Here is a 17,682-nt window from a genome sequence, read left to right as displayed (position 1 = left end):
TAATGACAGACGACCCCTTCTCGCTCGCCGTTCCGGAGGGGTGGACCGTCGAGACCGACGTGGACACCGACGAGGCGAGCGCTAAGACCGTCTACGAGTCGCCCGACTCGGACCGACGCGTCACCATCACCGAGTTCGCGCGCGGGCTGACGCTCTACTGGTGGGTCGACATCTTCGCGTTCGCCGACGGGGAGTGGCACCGCCGGGAGGTCGGCCTCGGCGACTCCTACCGAGACGCGGACGCCGTGAGCGACGCCGCACAGGACGCGCTCGACCGACTCTCGGTGTCCGGCGAGCGGGTCGAATCGATAGCCGACGACTGATTTATCACGGCCGCCGCACGACCGGCAGACATGTATCTCGTTGCCTACGACGGCTCCGCGCTGGCGAACGCGGCGCTCGACAGGGCCGCGCGGTTCGCACCGGCAACCGGCCACGACGTGCTCGCCGTCGCCGTCGTCCCGGACGATTCGAAGTACGCCGTCGAGGCGGGATGGGTCCCGTCGCGGGAGGTCTTCGACCGCCAGACGGTCGTCGGGGAACTCCACAAAACCGCGGTCGACATCGCACCGTCGGCGTCGTTTCGGGCCGTGTCGGTCGGTCGAAACCCAGCCCCGGGGAACATCGTCGCGGAACTCAAAGCGGTCGCGTCCGAGACTGACGCGAGCGTCATCTTCGTCGGCAGCGAGAACGCTGGCCGCGTCATCGTCCCGCTCGTCAGCGTCGGCGGGAACGTCGCGAGCGACGACTCCCACGACGTGCACATCGTCCGCCACGCGTCCCCGGAAATCCACAGACGGTTCCCGAAGTCGCACTTCTATCTCCCCTGAATCCCCGACCCGTCGTCCAGCGAACTCGCCTCGCGCACCACCGTTTCATGTGTCGCGGCCGCGAACGTCACGTATGCGAGATATCAGGTACGTCTACACCGTCGGGACCGACCCCGAGACCGTCACCGAACGGCTTTCGAACGCCTCGTCGGGCGTGCTGTCGCTGGCCGACGGCGGGCGCTCCTACGCGATTCCCGCGCACGTCTCCTACGACGCCGACGGCGGTCGACTCCTGTTCCGCCTGACCGACGACGGGCGAAGCGAGAAGTTCGCGTTCATCGAGGAGACCGAGGAGGCGACGTTCGTCTGCTACGAGGACGCGGGCAAAGACTCGTGGAGTATCATGGCCCGCGGGCCGATTCGCGTCCTCCCGGACGACGAGCGCCCCGACGCGACGACTATCAACGAACTGTTCGGCGGCGTCCGGGTGTTCGACGAGGAGGTCGACGACCTCGAGTTCCACCTCGTCGAACTCGAACTCGACGAGCTGACGGGCCGCGAAACCGCCAGATAAGCCGCCTCGCGGCCGAGCCCCGCTCCCCGCTGGCAGGAGCCATCGCGGTGCGGTAGAAAGAGCCCTCCGGGACCGGGAGCCGGGTCAGTAGAACCCGACGACCGGCTCGTCGGCGGCGAGCGACGTCGCCACCACTCGGTCGACGCGCGGGTGTTCACAGAGCCACCTGGCGATTTCCTCGGCCGTCTCGGCCAGTCGCTCGTCGTCGACCATGTTGAGCACCGGGACGACCCGCGCCGTCTCGGGCACGTCTTTCATCCCGCCGCAGTCGTTCGACAGCACGGCGGCCACGTCCCACTCGGATATCGGGTCGCCGACGGCCGTGCCCGACACGTCGGAGACGAGTTCCGGTCGGTGGACGCGCTCGTCGGAAAGCGGCTCGCCGACGACCCGGACGCTGGCGACCGGGCAGACGAGGTCCGCCGTGTCGGGGAGTTGCGGTTCGTCCTCGCCGGGGGCTTTCAGCCAGCGCGACCGCGCCCCGTCGGCCTTGACGAGCACCACGTCGTCGGTGGCGCGCGCGACTCGGTCGACCGTCGCCGGGTCGTAGCCGCGGTAGCGGTCGGAGCGCTCGCGCTCCGGAACGACGCCGAGCGGGCGGGTCGGCGTCTCCGCGACCGCAGTCTCGGGGTCGTCCGTGACGATGACTTCGGCGACCTCGTCGTCGAAGATGGGGATGCGGACGGTGCTCGTGACCACGCCGTCGAGGTCGCGGGCGAGCCGGTAGAGAAGCGACTTCTTGCCACCCGCGCCGACGGCGCAGACGAGGTCGTCGGGGCCGATGCCGAGCGCGTCGGCGAGCGTCGGGGGCGATGTAGACGACGCGAACGGTTCGTCAGTCATCGGCGGCCACCTCCGGCTCGACCGCCACGCGGACGGCGCTGTGTTTGTACTCGGGAATCTTCGCCACCGGGTCGAGCGCGTCGCCCGTCAGCCGGTTCACGAGCGGCTCCGCGTAGTGGAACGTGGCGAAGACGGTCCCGCGGCGGACCGCGGGCGTCACCTCGGCCGCGACCGTGACACCGCCGCGGTCGTTTTCCACGCGCACGGTCGCGCCGTCTTCGATGCCGCGAGCGGCGGCGTCGTCGGGGTGAATCTGTAGGGAGTCCTCGCCGCGCATCCGCATCAGCACGCCCGACCGCCGGGTGAGCGCGCCGCTGTTGAAGTGTTGGAGGACCCGCCCCGTGATGAGTACGAGTTCGCCGTCGGCGGCGGGGTCCGCCGGGTCGACGTGTTCGACCACCCGGAACGGGGCGGTCTTCGACCCGGATTCGAACGCGTCGGCGTGGAGAATCGCCGTCCCCTCGGTCGCGCCAACCGGGAACGGCCAGCGCTGGCTTCCCGTGCCGATTCCCTCGTAGGACATGCCGGCGTAGATGGGCGTCACCCGCCGGAGTTCGTCGAAGACGCCCTCGGGGGTCGCGGGCGCGTCGAGGCCGGCCACGCGGGCGGCGAACTCCCGGAGGATATCGAGGTCGGCGCGGGCGTCCCCCGGGGGCTCGACGTTTCGGTTCATCCGGATGACCTGCCGGTCGGTGTTCGTCACCGTCCCCGACTTCTCGGCCCAGACGCTCCCGGGGAGCACCACGTCGGCGAACTCGGTCGTCTCGGTCGGGAACACGTCGTGGACGACGCAGAAGTCGAGCGCCTCGAACGCCTCGCGGACGCGGTTCGCGTTCGGCTCGGTCACGGCGGGGTTCTCGCCGAAGACGTAGGTCGCTCGCACCTCGTCGCCGAAGCGGTGGGTCGCTTCGACCTCCGTGAGTCCCGGCAGGGCGGGCGGTTCGAACCCCCACACGTCGGCGACGGCGGCGCGGGCGTCGTCGTCGGTGACGGGTCGATACCCCGGCAGGACGTTCGGAAGCGCGCCCACGTCGCCCGCGCCCTGCACGTTGTTCTGCCCGCGGAGCGGGTTGACGCCGGTGCCCGCCTTCCCGACGTTGCCGGTCAGGAGCGGGAGGTTGATGAGCGCCTGCACGTTGTCGGTGCCGTAGTGGTGTTGGCTCATTCCCATCCCGGTGAAGATGGCCGCGCGGCCCGCCTCGCCGTAGGCTCTCGCGGCGGCGCGGAGGTCGGCGGGGTCGACGCCGGCGCGCTCGGCTTCCGCGTCGATATCGAGTCCCGAGAGGTGCTCGCGGAGCGCCTCGAACCCCGTGGTCCGCTCGGCGACGAACGCCTCGTCGACCAGTCCCTCCTCGACGACGACGGCGGCCATCGCGTTGAGAAGCGGGATATCGAATCCCGGCCTGACCGGGAGGTGGATGTCCGCCGCCTTCGTCGTCTGGTTCTCGCGGGGGTCGACGTGAATCATCGTCGTCCCCGACTTGAGCGCCGGGAGCAGGTACGACCGGAAGATGACCGGATGCTGTTCGGCGGGGTTCGCGCCGGTCACGAGGAACACGTCGGCCTCCCCGAGGTCCGAAAGCGAGTTGGTCATCGCCCCCGCGCCGAATCGGTCGCCCATCGCCGCCACCGTCGAGGCGTGACAGAGCCGCGCGCAGTTGTCGATGTTGTTCGTCCCGAGCGCCCGCGCCGCCTTCTGGAGCAGGTAGTTCTCCTCGTTCGTGCAGTTCGACGACGAGAAGAAGAACACCGAGTCGGGGCCGTGGTCGGCGACGGCGCGCGAGAACTCGCGTTCGATGCGGTCGAACGCCTCGTCCCACGTCGCCTCGACGAGCCGGCCGTTCACTCGCACCAGCGGGGTGGTCAGGCGCTCGTCGTGTTCGACCACGTCCCACGCCGCGGCTCCCTTCGGACAGAGTTCGCCCCGCGTGTTGACCGGGCCGTTCCACCCGACGGCGCTCCCCCGGTCGGCGTCGTAGCGGATGCCGCAGCCGACGCCGCAGTACGGACAGACGCTCTCGTTCGGTTCCGCCACCCGATTAGACACGCTGACACACCACACACATGGTCGAACGTGTGGCCCGAACGATATTCATCGTACCGCCGGCTTCGACGGCGTGAAAATCGCCGGTGGACATACGTCCGCTCGTGTCGTTCGGTCGAACCGTGCACGAGCAGGCAACCGCGCATCGGGAGTCGGAGGACGCGAGCGGACGCGAGGACGTCCCGTGGCACGCGCTCGAACGCGAGGCGGCGCTGGAGCGACTCGAATCGAGCCGCGAGGGCCTCGACACCGACGAATCCGCCCGCCGACTCGACGAACACGGTCCGAACGAACTCGCCGACGAGGAGGGCGTCTCGCCGCTTTCGCTCCTCGCCTCGCAGTTCACCGGGCCGCTCATCCTCCTGCTTTTCTTTGCCGCCGGGCTCTCGCTCGCCGTCGGCCTCCTACCCGGCCGCGACCCGGGCTACACCGACGCGGCGCTCATCCTACTCATCCTGCTCGGAAACGGCCTGTTCGGCTTCGTGCAGGACTACCGCGCCGAACAGGCGCTCGCGGCGCTCCGGGAGATGGCGACGCCGGACGCGACGGTTCGACGCGGCGGCTCGATTCGGGCGGTCCCCGCGACCGAGGTCGTCCCGGGCGACGTGGTCGTCCTCGAAGCGGGCGACGCCGTCCCCGCCGACGCCCGCATCATCACCGCGGCCGACTGCCGGGCCGACGAATCGACGCTGACCGGCGAGAGCGTCCCGGTGGACAAGGCGGCCGACCCCGTCGAGGCCGACGCGGCGCTTGCCGACCGGGGGAGCGTCCTCCACGCCGGGACCACCGTGGTCAGGGGCCGCGCCGAGGCCGTCGTCGTCGCCACCGCGATGGACACCGAACTCGGGGCTATTGCCGACCAACTCGGGCAGGCCCGCCAGCGCGAGACGCCGTTCGAAATCGAGGTGGACCGCCTCGGCCGCCGCATCGGCGTCGGCATCGTCGCGCTCATCCTGCTCATCGCGGCGGTCCAGCTGTTCCTCACCGCGACCGACCCGGTGGTCGTGCTCCTCGTCGCCGTCACGCTCGCCGTCGCGGCCGTCCCCGAGGGACTTCCGGCGGTCGTCACGCTCACCCTCGCGCTGGGGTCGCGGACGCTCATGGAGCGCAACGCGCTCGTCCGCAACCTCGCGGTCGTCGAGAGCCTCGGCGCGGTCGACTACATCGTCACCGACAAGACCGGCACGCTGACCGAAAACCGCATGACCGTCACCCGCGCGTGGCTTCCCGACGACCGGACGGTCGAACTGGACGGCGGTTCGGCGTCGGCCGGGACGGCCTCCGGAGACGGCGGCGCGTCGACCGCGGCCGACTCAGTATCCACGGCCGACTCGGCATCGGCGACCACCGCGGACCCGGAACCCAACTCGGACCCGGCGCTCGCGGCGCTCCTGTCCTGCGGGGCTCGCTGTAACGACACCAAGGAACTCGACGACGGAGCCCACCGGGGCGACCCCACCGAGGTCGCGCTCGTGAACGCCGCCGCCGACGCGGGCCTCGACGGCTCGCGCGACCCCGACGAGAGGCTCCGCGAAGTCCCCTTCACCTCCGAGCGAAAGCGCATGTCGGTCGTCGTCGACGCGTTCGACGCGCCCGGCGACGGCCCCGTCGCGCTCGTGAAGGGCGCGCCCGAGGAAATCGTCGCGCGGTGCGACCGCGTCCTCGTGGACGGCGAAATCGAATCACTCACCGACGAGCGCCGCGAGCGCGTCGAAGCGACCGTGGCCGCCTTCGCAGACGACGCCCTCCGCGTGCTCGGGTTCGCCTACGCGCCCGGTGCGGACCCCGACGACGACGACGAGACGCTCGAATCGGGACTCGTCTTCCTCGGGTTACAGGGCATGACCGACCCGGCGCGCGAGGGCGTCGCCGAGGCGGTCGCCGACTGCCTCGACGCCGGGGTTCGGGTGACGATGGCGACCGGTGACACCCCGCGGACGGCCCGCGCCATCGCCCGCGAGGTCGGCATCGATGCCGACTCGGTCGTCACTGGCACCGAGGTGGCCGCCATGGACGACGAGGAACTCGGCCGGGTCGTCGAGGAGACGAACGTGTTCGCCCGCGTCGCGCCCGAGCACAAGGTCCGCATCCTCCGGGCGCTCCAGGACGCGGGCTACACGGTCGCGATGACCGGCGACGGCGTCAACGACGCGCCGGCGCTCGGCAACGCCGACGTGGGCATCGCCATGGGCGACCGCGGGACGCAGGTCGCACAGGGCGCGTCGGACGTGGTACTCCGCGACGACAACTTCGTCACCATCCGGGACGCCATCGCGGAGGGCCGCGGCATCTTCGACAACATCCGCAAGTTCGTCAACTACCTGCTGTCGGCGAACGCCGGCGAGGTGTTCGTCGTCTTCCTCGGGACGCTCCTCGGCGCGGCGCTGTTCCCCGCGGTGTTCGCGGCCGAGTCGGCGCTCGTCATCACGCCCGTCGCGCTCCTGTGGCTCAACCTCGTCACCGACGGCTTCCCCGCGCTCGCGCTCGGCGCGGACCCCAAGTCGGACGACGTGATGCGCAGGCCGCCGCGCCCGCGCGACGAGGGCGTCCTCGACCGCCGGACCGTCGCTTCGATTCTCGGCATCGGCGTCGCGCTCACCGCGACCGGACTGGGCGTGTTCTTCTACGCGCTCTCTCGGTCCGGCGACCTCGTCGTCGCCCAGACGGTGCTTTTCACCTTCCTCGTCACCGCCGAGTTGGTCCGCACGCAGTCGGTGCGGCTCCGCTACCGGCTGTCGCCGCTTTCGAACCCGTGGCTCCTCGGCGCGGTCGGGCTGTCGCTCGCGCTCCACCTCGTACTCCTCTACACGCCGGTCGCGGACCTCTTCGGCGTCGTCCCGCTCGGGCTCACCGAGTGGGGCTGGGTCGCGGGCGCGTTCGTCCCGTTCCTCGCCGCGAACCTGTGTCTGGTGTGGCTCAACGACCGGCTGTTTGCCCAGTGAGCGACCCGAGCGCGCCCATGAGCCGGTCGCGGTAGAGGTAGCCGAGGACCGACGCACCGAGCAGCGCGCCGACGAAGACCGCGGTGAGTTCGGCGTTGCCGTCGGCGGCGGCCGCGCCAGCGAGGTTCACGAGCAGGAAGCCGGGGAGCCGACCCACCGCCGCGACGAGGACGACCCTGCGGACCGGGATGTCGGTGAGGCCGGCGGCGAAGCAGATGGCGTCGTCGGGGAGGCCGGGAACCAGAAACACGAGAAAGAGGACGGCCAGCCCGTGGGTCTCCATCGCGTCGTCGAACACCGAGAGCGCGTCGGCGGTGACGACGCGTTCGACGTACGGGCGACCGAGAGACCGCGCGATTCCGACGGCGAGCGCCGTGCCGAGGACGATGCCGACCATGCTGTAGACCGTCCCCCAGAGCGCGCCGAACAGGTAGCCGCTGGCGAACCCGAGCGCCTGTCCGGGGATGGGCGCGACGAGGACCTGCGCGATCTGCACGCCGACGAACGCGAGGGGGGCGAGCGCGCCGAACCCGAGGAGCCACGCCCGCAGCGCGGTCGGGTTGGCGAGAAACGGGAAGCGGTCGACCAGCGTCGTGCCGGCGAGCGCGACGACGGCGACGACGACGGCGGCGAGCGCGAGCGTCCGCCACCGGTCGCGCGGCGACTCGAACAGTTCGGGGACGGATAGCACGGATGGCCCCTCGCACGCCGCGGAGAAAAACCCGGCGCGGGAGCGTTTTTGTGTCGAGATGACGTAGGAATAATCGTGATGGATACGATTCTCGTCGCCGTCGACGGCTCGCCGCTGTCGAAGCGAGCGTTCGAACAGGCCCTCGCGCACGCCGATTCGACGGTCGTCGCCCTGCACGTCATCGACCCGACGGACCCCGGCTACAGCGCGCCGCTCGACGTGGATATCAGCACGGAACCGCTCCACGGCTCCGAGGAGTGGTACGAACGCGCCGACGAACTCGCGGCCGACATCTTCGACGAACTCGCGGCGCTGGCCGACGGGAGCGGCGTGGAACTCCGGACCGAGACCCTCCGCGGCGACCCCGCGCGGACTATCGTCGACTTCGCGCGACGGGAGGGCGTCGACGCCGTCTACCTCGGCGGCCACGGCCGCGCCGGCGAGACGGACCTGCTGTTCGGCAGCGTCGCCGAGTTGGTCTCCGGCCGTGCGCCGATGAGCGTGATGGTCGTCCGCTGAGGGTCGCCACTCACGCCTCACGGCTCGTCTGCCAGTCCCGAGCGACGCACCTCACTCGCCGTCGCCCGCGGGCGGTACGCACAGCACCGGGACGTCCGAGAGCCTGACGACCCGCTCCGCGACGCTTCCGAGCAGGTATCGCTCCAGCCCGCTCGTCCCGTGGGTGCCCATCACCACGAGGTCGATGCCGCGTTCCTCGCTGTAGTCGACGATTGTCTCGTGCGGCAGGCCGACCCGAATCTCCGTCTCGACGGGCACGTCGCGGTCGGCCGCCAAGTCGGCGACGACGCCGACAGCCGCCTCCCCGCGCGTCCGGGAATCGCCGTCGTCGACGGGCGCGTCCGCGTGTCCGGTCCGAACGTCGACGACGTAGAGGACGTGGAGCGCGGCCCCGTAGGTCGCCGCGAGGTCGACCGCGTACTCGGCGGCGCGGACCGCGTGGTCGCTGCCGTCGGTCGGGACGAGGATGTGGTCGAACATGCCGTCACAGACGCGCGCCGAGCGAATAAAACCGAACCCGGTCGCCCGGGCTTCGGCCTCCGGTCACCTCACGGCCGACCGAAGCCCCGCCACCACCGTCTCGATTCCCGGCCACCGGGAAGGAAGAGTCCGCCTTATGTCCGGAGCGAGCGTATCGTAATCCGGGTGGTGAGGAGCATGCAGACCGACCAACAACGGAGGGTAGAACTGTGGATTCGTCCGATTCGGGACGGCCTCGGCGAGGAACACCAGACGCTGGTGGTCCGACTCGAACGGCTCGCGGACGAAGGGCTCGTCGACGACGTGTGCGTCCGGACGTGGGGGCGCGAGGTGGATGTCGAGTCCGACACCGCGCCGACGAAACGAGACGCGGTCGTCCGCGAGCGACTCGCCGAGTGTCGGCTGTGGGCGCGAACGGAAGGGGTCGCGCTCCCGACGCTCGACGAGCGGGCGACGGTCGGGTCGGGCCGGATGGGCCCCGAACACGACGCGGTCGTCCTTCCGCCGACGCTGGGCGTCGTCTTCCGCGACGACGAAATCGAGGCCGTCTATCCGCACGAGCGAGACGATGGGACTCGAACGCTCGCCGACTGGGTCGAGACCGCCGAGTCGTTCCTCGGTATCGACCGCGAGCACGTCGAGGTGTAAGCGGGGACGAGTCTCCGACTCGTGGCTACGAAAACAACGCCACCCGGTCGAGACGGTCGATTTTCGAACGATGTGTTCCGCGAGAAACGTCGCCATCGACGGACGCGATTCCGGCGGCGTACGCCCGAATCACTCGCCCCAGACTCGGTACCGGAAGTGGGCCCGGGCAAGGCCCGACCGTGTCAGAGGCACCCCACTCGAACGACGACTGTCGTCGAGAGTGTGGGCGAATCATCGTTTCCTCGCCAGTCATCTATACTTGGTCCCTGATACATCAGGGTCGTATATACGTCCGGGGCGAAGCGTCACCCTTACTCGGAGCCGTGTAGTGGTGGGGGTATGAACGTCCCCTGCGTCCGCGTGCCCCGCGAGTCCGGCGAGGCGGCGCGCCGGCGCCTCGCCGACGCCGGCCTGCTCGACCACGACCACGAGATTACCGTCGCCGAGGGGACCCTCTACATTCCCGTCGTCGACGCCGACGCCGTCCCCGACGACCTGACGGTCGTCGACTACGAGCCACCCACCCGCGAGACGCAGACCACGCCCGCCGACCTGCTCGGCTTCGAACCCTCGTACGAGCGACTCGGCGACATCGTCATCCTTGACGAGGACGACCCCGACCGCGCCCGCGACATCGCCGACGCCATCGTCGCCTCAGACCTCAAGGCCGAGACCGTCGTCAACCGCGCCTCGAAGGTCAAAGGCGAGCTCCGCGTCCGCGACTGGGACGTGCTCGTCGGCGACTCGACCGAGACGGTCCACCGCGAGTACGGCCACGAGTTCCGGCTCGACATCGACACCGTCTACTTCTCGCCGCGGCTGGCGACCGAGCGCCACCGCGTCGTCGAGGCGATTCGCGAGGGCGAGCGCGTGTTCGACATGTTCGCCGGCGTCGGCCCCTTCGCGGTCCCCGCCGCCGCCGCGGGCGCGGAAGTCGTCGCCTGCGACCTCAACGAGGCGGCAGTCGAGTACCTCCGCGAGAACGCCGAGCGGAACGACGTGGCCGACCGACTCACCGCGATTCACGGCGACGTGCGCAAGGTCGCCGCCGACTACGAGGGCTGGGCCGACCGACTCATCATGAATCTCCCGCACAGCGCCAGCGATTTCCTCGACACGGCGGTCCGCCTCGCGAGCGACGAGTGCGTGATTCACCTCTACGACATCCAACACGAGGACGACCCGTTCGGACCGGGACTGGCCGCCGTCCGCGCCGCCGCCGAGCCGGCGTACGAGGTCGAAGTCGTAACCGAGCACGTCGTCCGGTCGTACGCCCCCCACGAGTACAACGTCTGTCTCGACGTTCGCCTGACGAAGCGGACGTGAGCGAGCTGGTGCCGAACGGCAGACACCGGGTTGATTCGCAAGTCTTAATTACGTAACCGGGGTACGGAAGAATGCGTTCGAAAGCCCACCGCGCCGGTGTAGCTCAGCTGGCAGAGCGATTCCTTCGTAAGGAATAGGCCGAGGGTTCAAATCCCTCCACCGGCTCTTTCTGCCGAACTCAAAACCCAGAGATGATGGTCCATCCCGCAGCAGCCGCGTCAGAACCACGCGCCCATCTCTGAGTAGTTGTGGACGCTCCGAAAAGGCGAGCGTCGACTAACCCGTTCGAGTAGTCGCCGTGCGAACGGCGGTCAGCCCGCGTCGAAACGTCGTCGAACTCGAACCCGAGCCGGACCTAAGCGCGTCGAGACCCGAGCGCGTCTTCTCGCCCGGTTCCGACCAGTAGGCAACCACTGCACCGACGGTCGCGGCGGCGGGGCGTCGCAGGGGCGGCCTAAAATCCGATGTGTGACGTCGAACTCGGAATATCGTCGTCATCCTCGTCGTCCTCGTCATCTCGGGCCGCGCCCTCGTAGAGATAGGTGTACTCGTCGTCAATCAGGAAGACGCCGCCGTCGGCGACCGTGACATCCACCTCGGGGAGACTGGTACCGGCCGCCTCGCCGTTTTCGCACGCGCCGGAACAGGCGTCGAACATCGACCCGTGTTTCGGGCAGATGATCTCGCCGTCGCGCATCGCCGCACCGGTCCCGCGGTCGAACCGCTGGTTCTCGTGGGTGCACGTGTTCGGCCACGCTTCGATGCCCGACTCGTCGTCGCATCGGACGAGGATGAGCTCTTTCGTCCGCGAATACGCGTCCTCCGCGGTGAACAGGTACGACCCGTTTTCGGGGACGTCGTCTACGGCCGCGACTCGGGTTCCATCGACCATCGGACACAGCTATCGACCGGGTCGAAAAGTAGCTATCGGCGCCGGCGAAACGGATTCCCGAACCGCCTCCGTCGGCTACGCCGAGGTAAACCGGTCCCAAACGACCCGACAGTCGCTACAGAGGAATCCGGTGAACTCGTCTACCGCGTGTCTCCGAACCGTCGTATCCCGTCCGCACCGTTCACACCACATACCCACTCGTTCGGCGGAATATCGTATTGTTATGAATCTCATATCCACTGACTCGACGCTCGGCGGGGCTGGGGTGCGGAATGTCGGTCAGCGGTCCCCGTCGAGGTTCACACCGCAGACGCCCGCTTCGTCGCCCATCTTCTCCACGCCGGGTGCGAACCGTCCCAACTCCCACGTGGGGTCGTGTCCGGTCTCCGCGCGGTGTTCTTCGATTCGGAGACGCGCGTCGGCGAGCTTAGAGAAGTGTTCTTCGAGGCCGCACGTCGGACAGGAGACCGTCGCACGAGGTGTCGACATCAGTCGAACGAAACGCGGCAGTCGAGAAAGTTCCGTCGGGTTCGGCGCCGGGGGCCAAAGAACGGTCGCTGGTGCGCGGTCGTCAGCCCATGACGAGACTCATCCACCGGTTACGCCGCACGAACTCCATGTTTTCGAGGTAGGCGTCGACGCCGAGGATACGACCCGCACCGAACGCACCGAGACCGAACAGCAACACCGCGTAGACGATGTGGTCGTCGACGACCCAGCCGTGAGCCAGCGGTAGTCCGGCGAGGATGCCGCCTTCGAGCGCCGCCGCCCAGTAGAACAGCATCATAACTGCGCCCCAGAAGGCGCTAAATCTGACGAACGCGCCGAGGATGAGCGCCAATCCCGCGAGCGTCAAGCCCCACATGTTCAGCATGTCGATGAGCGGGCTCCCCGCCATCGAACTCCACAGCCCCATCAGGGGGTTCCCCGCGGGAATCGCGTTGGCGAGGTAGCCCGCCGCGGTCCAGTTGTTCGAGGGGTCCGCATCGAGGTACGTCACGAGCTTCGTGATGCCGCCTTGGAACAGCGTCCACCCCATCACCACTCTGAGGAGGAAAAGCGAGTAGCCCACCCACCGCTCCGAGTAGTCGAACCGTACCGGTCGTCCGAACATCTCCGTCTCTAGTGTGCGGCTGTCGGTTGCCATGCAGAGGTGATATTTTCCGCCAAACTACAATAGTGTGTTGGACAATCTCAAACAATGGGCATCGTCGTCTCGTCGGAGGTCACGCCGCTTATCATCGCCCGCGACAGAGGACGGACATGCTCACTTTCATCGGCCTCGGGCTGTACGACGAGCGCTCCATTACCGTCGAAGGGCGGGAGGCGCTCGCGGACGCCGACCGCGCCTTCGCGGAGTTCTACACGAGCCACCTCGTCGGCGCGACCGTCGAGGAACTCGAAGCCTACCACGACATCGACATCGAGGTCCGCGACCGCGCCGGCGTCGAACAGGACCCCGAGCCGATACTCGACGCCGCGGAGGACGATCACATCGCGTTCCTCACCGCCGGCGACACGATGATTTCGACCACGCACGTCGACCTGCGCCTCCGGGCCGAAGAACGCGGTATCGAGACGCGACTCGTCCACGGCGTGACCGCCCAGTCCGCCGCCAGCGGCCTGACTGGACTCCAGAACTACCGCTTCGGGAAGGCCGTGACGCTCCCGTTCCCGTACGTTCACGGCGGCGACCCGGTGCCGAAGAGCGTCGTCGACTCGCTCGAAGCGAACCGCGAACTCGGCTTGCACACGCTGGTCTACCTCGACATCAAGGTCGACTGGGAGGGTCGTCGCGGCGTCGAGGTCGACGGCGACCAGTACATGACCGCCGACTACGCCGCCGAACTCTTCGCCGAACACTGGGACGGCGACGCCCTGGGCGTGGCCGTCTGCCGGGCTGGGAGTCCGGACCCCGTCGTCGCGGCGGACCGGCTGTCGGCGCTCGCCGAGCGCGACTTCGGCGAACCGCTGCACATGCTCGTCATCCCCGGCGAGGTCCACCACGTCGAAGCCGACGCGCTCTCGGCGCTCGGCGGCGCGCCCGAAGAACTGTTCGACGACGAAAACTGAGGCGAGACGAGAATCGAACCGAACGAGAACGAAACCGGGACTACGTCCGCACGGAGCCGACTACGCCCGGCCGTCGAGGCCCAACTCACTTCTGAGGTCGTACTCCTCGCCGGTCACCATGTAGAGCACGTCTTCGATGACGGTGAGGAGTTCCGGCACCTCTTGGACGACGAGGTACGTGATGCCGACGAGCGCGACGACCGCGAGCGCCTGGCTGATGATGCGGTCGGAGATGAAAAACGACACCATGTAGGGGTCCGACGAGCCGAAGAGGAACAGAACCTCGTCGACGAACCACTGGAAGTACTGTTTGCCGACTGAGATGGTGATGAACGTCGTCCGCAGTAGGTTCAGCGCGTAGATGATGGGAACGGCGATAGCGAGTCCGCGGAGCTTCCGTCGCATCGGGGCGTCGACGGCGGCGATGAGCCCGGCGAAGATGGCGATGCTACCGAGACCGGTACAGGCGAGGACGACCGAGATTTCGATTCGGTGAGAGCCCTGCATCCACAGGAACGTGTTCAGATAGCCCTCGTCGCCGGGAATCATCTGGGGGGTGTAGCCCAGCGACTCGATGAGGAAGCGCGTCTGCGCCGCGACGGACTCCATGAGGACGCCCCGCGGGGCCGGGATGGTCGTCCCGAACAGCGTCAGCGCGGGAATCGTCTCGAAGGGAAGGTAGACCACGCCCATGGCGGCGACGGCCCGCGAGAGAACGAACAGCGTGTCGCGGCCGTTGTAGAGGAGCCAGCCGGCGTAGAGCGACGCCGGGACGGCCGCGATGGTCAACAGCCCCTCGATGTAGCTCTTGTGAACGAGCGTGAAATGCGGGATGAGTTGGAGCCAGAAGACCGCAAACAACACCCACGCTGCGGTCATCACCCGCCGTCCGAGCTCGCGGTCCCGCCCGTTGGCGACCGCGCCGGCGACGAAGGTACCGATGACCAGCCACGCGAGGACGTCGGAGAGGAGACCGGGCATACGTGTTCGATGCGGTGGAGCGAATAAATCCCTTGTCGTTCCGGGCGTCGAATCCACGCGACCGTTGGGTCGACCCGAACGCGCAGCGCCGCCGCTGTGTGGGCGGTCGATAAAGAAGTGTTGAGGGGACCGGGAGAACCCCGGTGGTGGATTAGCGGTCGTTAGTTGTCGCGGCGGACTGCGAGGAGTGCCGCGGCGACGAGGGCGACGAGGGCGACAACGACACCGAAGCCAGGCGTGCTGGACTCGGTGGTCTCCTCGGTCGCTTCCTCAGTCGGCTCTTCGGTCGCGGTTGCCGTTTCCGTGGGCTCCTCGGTCGACTCTTCGGTGGTGGTCGTTTCCGTGGATTCCTCGGTGGTGGTCGTTTCCGCGGCCGTCGTCGTCTCCATGGCTTCGCCGACGATGCCGTCAGCGGTCGCATCGTCAGCCGTGCCGGAGTCGACGGAAGCCGTCACTTCGAACGTGTCGTTGAGGTTCTGCTCCGAGAAGTCGAACGCGGAGGAGAACGTGCCGTCGGCCTGCACGTACACCGAAGCGGTCTTCAGGAAGCGCGGCTGGGTGTCGCCGTCGGAGGTCACGCGGATGGTGAGTTCCGTACCGGGGGCGACGGTGGCCGTGCCCGAGATGGACTGCTCGGCGGCGTTACCGACCGCGAACTCGTCCTGGTCCAGTTCGAGTTCGGGGGTGACGACTTCGAACTCGTCGGAGGCCGACTCGTCGTCTTCGGCGAGGTCACCGTCTTCGAGGACGGTGAACGTCGCGTTGAACGCGTCGTCGTCCTCGACTTCGTAGAGCGTCGAGGTGTTGTCGTAGTAGTCCGTGCGCGAGGCAGAGACGTCGTCGAGGTCGTAGACGATGAAGTACGTGTCGTTGTCACCGTCAGCGATGATCGTGGCGCTCGAGCTGTTGATACCCAGAACCTTCGCGTCGCGGTTCGGTCCGGGGTTCGTCTGCTCGACCGTGAGGTTGAACTGCGTGCCCGAGAGGGCGTCGAAGTTCGACGCGTCGAACGCGCCTTCGAGGCCCGTCGCGGAGACCTGCGTGACGACGACGTCGCCGTTAGCAAGCGAGTCCGTCTGCGTCAGGTTCTCGTTCTCGATGGCGTCGTAGACGTCTTCGGTCTCGGTGAGGTCAGCGCCCGTGGGTGCCGTCCAGGTGGCGACACTGTCGGTGCTGCGGTCTTCGAGGACGAGCGTCGCGACGTTGTCGGCCTCGCCGCCGGTGGCGACCTCGAGGTCGTAATCGCCGGCGTCGAGGGTCTCACCGCTCGGGATATCCGTGGTGATGTCCTCGACCGTGTACTCGTCGTCGCTGTCGTCAACGTCGAACGAGGAGGTCTTCTTCGGTGCGTAGCTGTTGAACAGAAGGACGACTTCACCGTCGTCGTTGTCGTCTTCGACGGTGACGTTCGCGCTGTAACCGAGGCTGTAGTCACCGATGGTGACCGTCCCGGTGTCCGTGCCGTCGAGCGTGACGGTGATTTCGGCAACGTCGCCGACCTGTTCGTTGATGACGGACGACGCGAAGTCACCCGTGGAGTCCTTGGCCTTCGAGACGGTGACCGTGTCGGACTCGAGCGTGACGCCCGTGAAGGCGTCAGTCGCCTCAATCGTGTACTCGCCAGCGTCGACCGAGCTCAGGTTGAAGTCGGCTTCACCCTGGCCGTTGAGCGTAACGGTCGTCTCGGTGTCCTCGACCTCGTCGCCGTCGTCGTCAAGTGCGACGATGTCGACGGTGCGGTCGCCCGCGTTAGCCGAGACGGAGCCTTCGATACCGTCCTTGGTCGTGATGTTGAGGTCGTCGACGGTGAGTTCGAGACCGAGGTCGCGAACGTCAACCTGCGCCTTCTGGGCGCCGCCGACCGTGAACTGGTACGTGTCGAGGGTCTTGCCGTCCGTGTCGAAGACGAAGACCTGACTGTTGGGGCCAGTGGAACCGGAGAACTGGTAGTTGTTGTCGTCGTCAGCGCCTTCGACTTCGACGTCGGTGTCCACCGCGCTCGCGACGACCGCGACGTTGGAGCCCTGGTAGGCCGTGTTGTTGGACTCGTTTGCGACGTAGATCGGAGCGAAGGTGACGTCCTCAGTCGCGGTGGCCGTGTTACCGGACGTGTCCGTCACGTTGTACGTGACTTCGAGGTCGTCGGTGTAAACCTGGCTGAGGGTGACGTTGACTTGGCCGCTGGAGACGGAGACGGACTGCGAGAGGTTGGTCTCGCCGTCCGTGACGTTCATCTCGTTGACCGTGACGGCCTCGTCGAAGGCGACTTCGACCTTCGGCGTGCCATCGTCGAAGTGGGTGGCGGAGTTGAAGTCAGCAGGGTTGGCGGCAACGACATCAAGCGTGTCGTAAGCCTCTTGCTGGGTGGTACCGGCGGTCAGGCTAGCGCTCTCTGCGGCGGAGACGTTGTACTCACCGGCGGAGACGCTCTCCGGAATCGAGAGCGAGAGGGTTGCCGTAGCGGCCGCGGTATCCGTGCTGTTCGGCTCCGAGGCGTTATAGTAGCCGTCGTCGTTCAGGTCGAGCCATACGTGAACATCGTTCGCTCCGCCAGAGTTAACGGTAACATCGACGGATGCAGACGGGCCTTTGTCGACGGTATCAGGAGATACCGTAGCCGACGTAGCCGCCGCAGCGGCAGTGCCCGTGAACGCGATGGACCCGGCAAAGACCGAGAAAACCATCAGCGCAGCGAGCAGAACCGCGCGAACTTGTTTGTTTGCTGTCATTGTTATAGATGAGTCTATAAGCGGCGAAGCAGCTTTTTCCCGTACGCCCGTGGGTAGTCGGGCGGGGGGATTACTCGCTGATTTTCACCTTGGGTAGGGGTACGAAAGCGACTCTCCGGAGATTGGATAAATACTTTGTGGAATGTCTCTCCGTGGAGAGCGTCGAGAAA

17 protein-coding genes and 1 tRNA gene are annotated in these 17,682 nt (G+C 67.7%); 9 read left to right on the top strand and 9 right to left on the bottom strand.

Annotated features, from left to right (window positions below; all coding sequences use genetic code 11):
• Positions 1–2: 2 nt before the first annotated feature.
• The 3 genes from ABY42_RS04475 (at position 3) to ABY42_RS04465 (ending at position 1,344) form a co-directional block, all read left to right on the top strand.
• Entirely contained in the window at positions 3–323 is a 321-nt protein-coding gene (locus ABY42_RS04475; protein ID WP_004972360.1) for a hypothetical protein, read from the top strand.
• Positions 324–353: 30 nt separating this feature from the next.
• Positions 354–830 (top strand): universal stress protein, encoded by a 477-nt coding sequence (locus ABY42_RS04470; RefSeq protein WP_050458815.1) that lies wholly within the window; start codon positions 354–356, stop codon positions 828–830.
• Positions 831–903: 73 nt separating this feature from the next.
• Entirely contained in the window at positions 904–1,344 is a 441-nt protein-coding gene (locus ABY42_RS04465) for a pyridoxamine 5'-phosphate oxidase family protein (protein ID WP_004972367.1), read from the top strand.
• A gap of 84 nt (positions 1,345–1,428) precedes the next feature.
• On the opposite strand, the gene yqeC is transcribed toward ABY42_RS04465, so the two are convergent.
• Entirely contained in the window at positions 1,429–2,187 is a 759-nt protein-coding gene (gene yqeC, locus ABY42_RS04460) for a selenium cofactor biosynthesis protein YqeC (RefSeq protein WP_004972368.1), read from the bottom strand.
• A complete protein-coding gene (gene fdhF / locus ABY42_RS04455; protein ID WP_050458814.1) occupies positions 2,180–4,222 on the bottom strand; it encodes a formate dehydrogenase subunit alpha in 2,043 nt (680 codons plus the stop codon). The genes yqeC and fdhF overlap by 8 nt, the downstream gene beginning before the upstream one ends.
• A gap of 95 nt (positions 4,223–4,317) precedes the next feature.
• Here fdhF and ABY42_RS04450 point away from each other — a divergent pair, with 95 nt between their 5' ends.
• The gene (locus ABY42_RS04450; protein WP_050458813.1) at positions 4,318–7,173 is read left to right on the top strand and encodes a cation-translocating P-type ATPase; all 2,856 of its coding nucleotides are present in this window, start codon (positions 4,318–4,320) and stop codon (positions 7,171–7,173) included.
• On the opposite strand, the gene ABY42_RS04445 is transcribed toward ABY42_RS04450, so the two are convergent.
• Positions 7,148–7,864 carry a TVP38/TMEM64 family protein gene (locus ABY42_RS04445; protein ID WP_004972373.1) on the bottom strand — a complete coding sequence of 239 codons (717 nt, stop codon included), beginning with the start codon at positions 7,862–7,864 and terminating at the stop codon, positions 7,148–7,150. The genes ABY42_RS04450 and ABY42_RS04445 overlap by 26 nt on opposite strands.
• Before the next feature lie 78 nt (positions 7,865–7,942).
• On the opposite strand from ABY42_RS04445, the gene ABY42_RS04440 reads away from it, so the two are divergent.
• Positions 7,943–8,383 (top strand): universal stress protein, encoded by a 441-nt coding sequence (locus ABY42_RS04440; protein WP_004972377.1) that lies wholly within the window; start codon positions 7,943–7,945, stop codon positions 8,381–8,383.
• Positions 8,384–8,434: 51 nt separating this feature from the next.
• Here ABY42_RS04440 and ABY42_RS04435 read toward each other — a convergent pair whose 3' ends face one another.
• The gene (locus ABY42_RS04435; RefSeq protein ID WP_050458812.1) at positions 8,435–8,863 is read right to left on the bottom strand and encodes a universal stress protein; all 429 of its coding nucleotides are present in this window, start codon (positions 8,861–8,863) and stop codon (positions 8,435–8,437) included.
• Between the two features lie 177 nt (positions 8,864–9,040).
• On the opposite strand from ABY42_RS04435, the gene ABY42_RS04430 reads away from it, so the two are divergent.
• The 3 genes from ABY42_RS04430 (at position 9,041) to ABY42_RS04420 (ending at position 11,002) form a co-directional block, all read left to right on the top strand.
• Positions 9,041–9,511: an HTH domain-containing protein gene (locus tag ABY42_RS04430; protein ID WP_004972383.1), complete on the top strand. Its 471-nt coding sequence runs from the start codon at positions 9,041–9,043 to the stop codon at positions 9,509–9,511.
• 339 nt (positions 9,512–9,850) lie between these two features.
• The gene (locus ABY42_RS04425; protein WP_050458811.1) at positions 9,851–10,837 is read left to right on the top strand and encodes a class I SAM-dependent methyltransferase; all 987 of its coding nucleotides are present in this window, start codon (positions 9,851–9,853) and stop codon (positions 10,835–10,837) included.
• Between the two features lie 92 nt (positions 10,838–10,929).
• A tRNA-Thr gene (locus ABY42_RS04420) sits at positions 10,930–11,002 on the top strand.
• A 289-nt stretch (positions 11,003–11,291) separates the two neighbouring features.
• On the opposite strand, the gene ABY42_RS04415 is transcribed toward ABY42_RS04420, so the two are convergent.
• The 3 genes from ABY42_RS04415 to ABY42_RS04405 form a co-directional block, all read right to left on the bottom strand.
• Positions 11,292–11,729 (bottom strand): Rieske (2Fe-2S) protein, encoded by a 438-nt coding sequence (locus tag ABY42_RS04415; RefSeq protein ID WP_004972505.1) that lies wholly within the window; start codon positions 11,727–11,729, stop codon positions 11,292–11,294.
• Between the two features lie 279 nt (positions 11,730–12,008).
• Positions 12,009–12,218 (bottom strand): DUF7542 family protein, encoded by a 210-nt coding sequence (locus ABY42_RS04410; protein ID WP_004972506.1) that lies wholly within the window; start codon positions 12,216–12,218, stop codon positions 12,009–12,011.
• Positions 12,219–12,300: 82 nt separating this feature from the next.
• On the bottom strand, positions 12,301–12,843 hold the full coding sequence (locus ABY42_RS04405; RefSeq protein ID WP_004972507.1) for a DoxX family protein: 543 nt from the start codon (positions 12,841–12,843) through the stop codon (positions 12,301–12,303).
• Between the two features lie 149 nt (positions 12,844–12,992).
• Between ABY42_RS04405 and dph5 the strand changes: the two genes are divergently transcribed.
• On the top strand, positions 12,993–13,802 hold the full coding sequence (gene dph5 / locus ABY42_RS04400; protein WP_050458810.1) for a diphthine synthase: 810 nt from the start codon (positions 12,993–12,995) through the stop codon (positions 13,800–13,802).
• Positions 13,803–13,862: 60 nt separating this feature from the next.
• Here the strand turns inward: dph5 and artA are convergent, their stop codons facing one another.
• Together artA and ABY42_RS04390 are read right to left on the bottom strand one after the other, a co-directional pair.
• Entirely contained in the window at positions 13,863–14,783 is a 921-nt protein-coding gene (gene artA, locus ABY42_RS04395) for an archaeosortase A (protein WP_004972511.1), read from the bottom strand.
• A gap of 161 nt (positions 14,784–14,944) precedes the next feature.
• Complete coding sequence (locus tag ABY42_RS04390; RefSeq protein WP_050458809.1) at positions 14,945–17,512, bottom strand: ArtA-dependent S-layer glycoprotein; 2,568 nt, start codon at positions 17,510–17,512, stop codon at positions 14,945–14,947.
• Positions 17,513–17,682 lie beyond the last annotated feature (170 nt).

This window comes from Haloferax gibbonsii (genome assembly GCF_001190965.1).
Taxonomy (GTDB): Archaea; Halobacteriota; Halobacteria; order Halobacteriales; family Haloferacaceae; genus Haloferax; species Haloferax gibbonsii.
The sequence above is the reverse complement of the archived record's forward strand: the minus strand, read 5'-3'. Positions and strand labels throughout refer to the sequence as shown.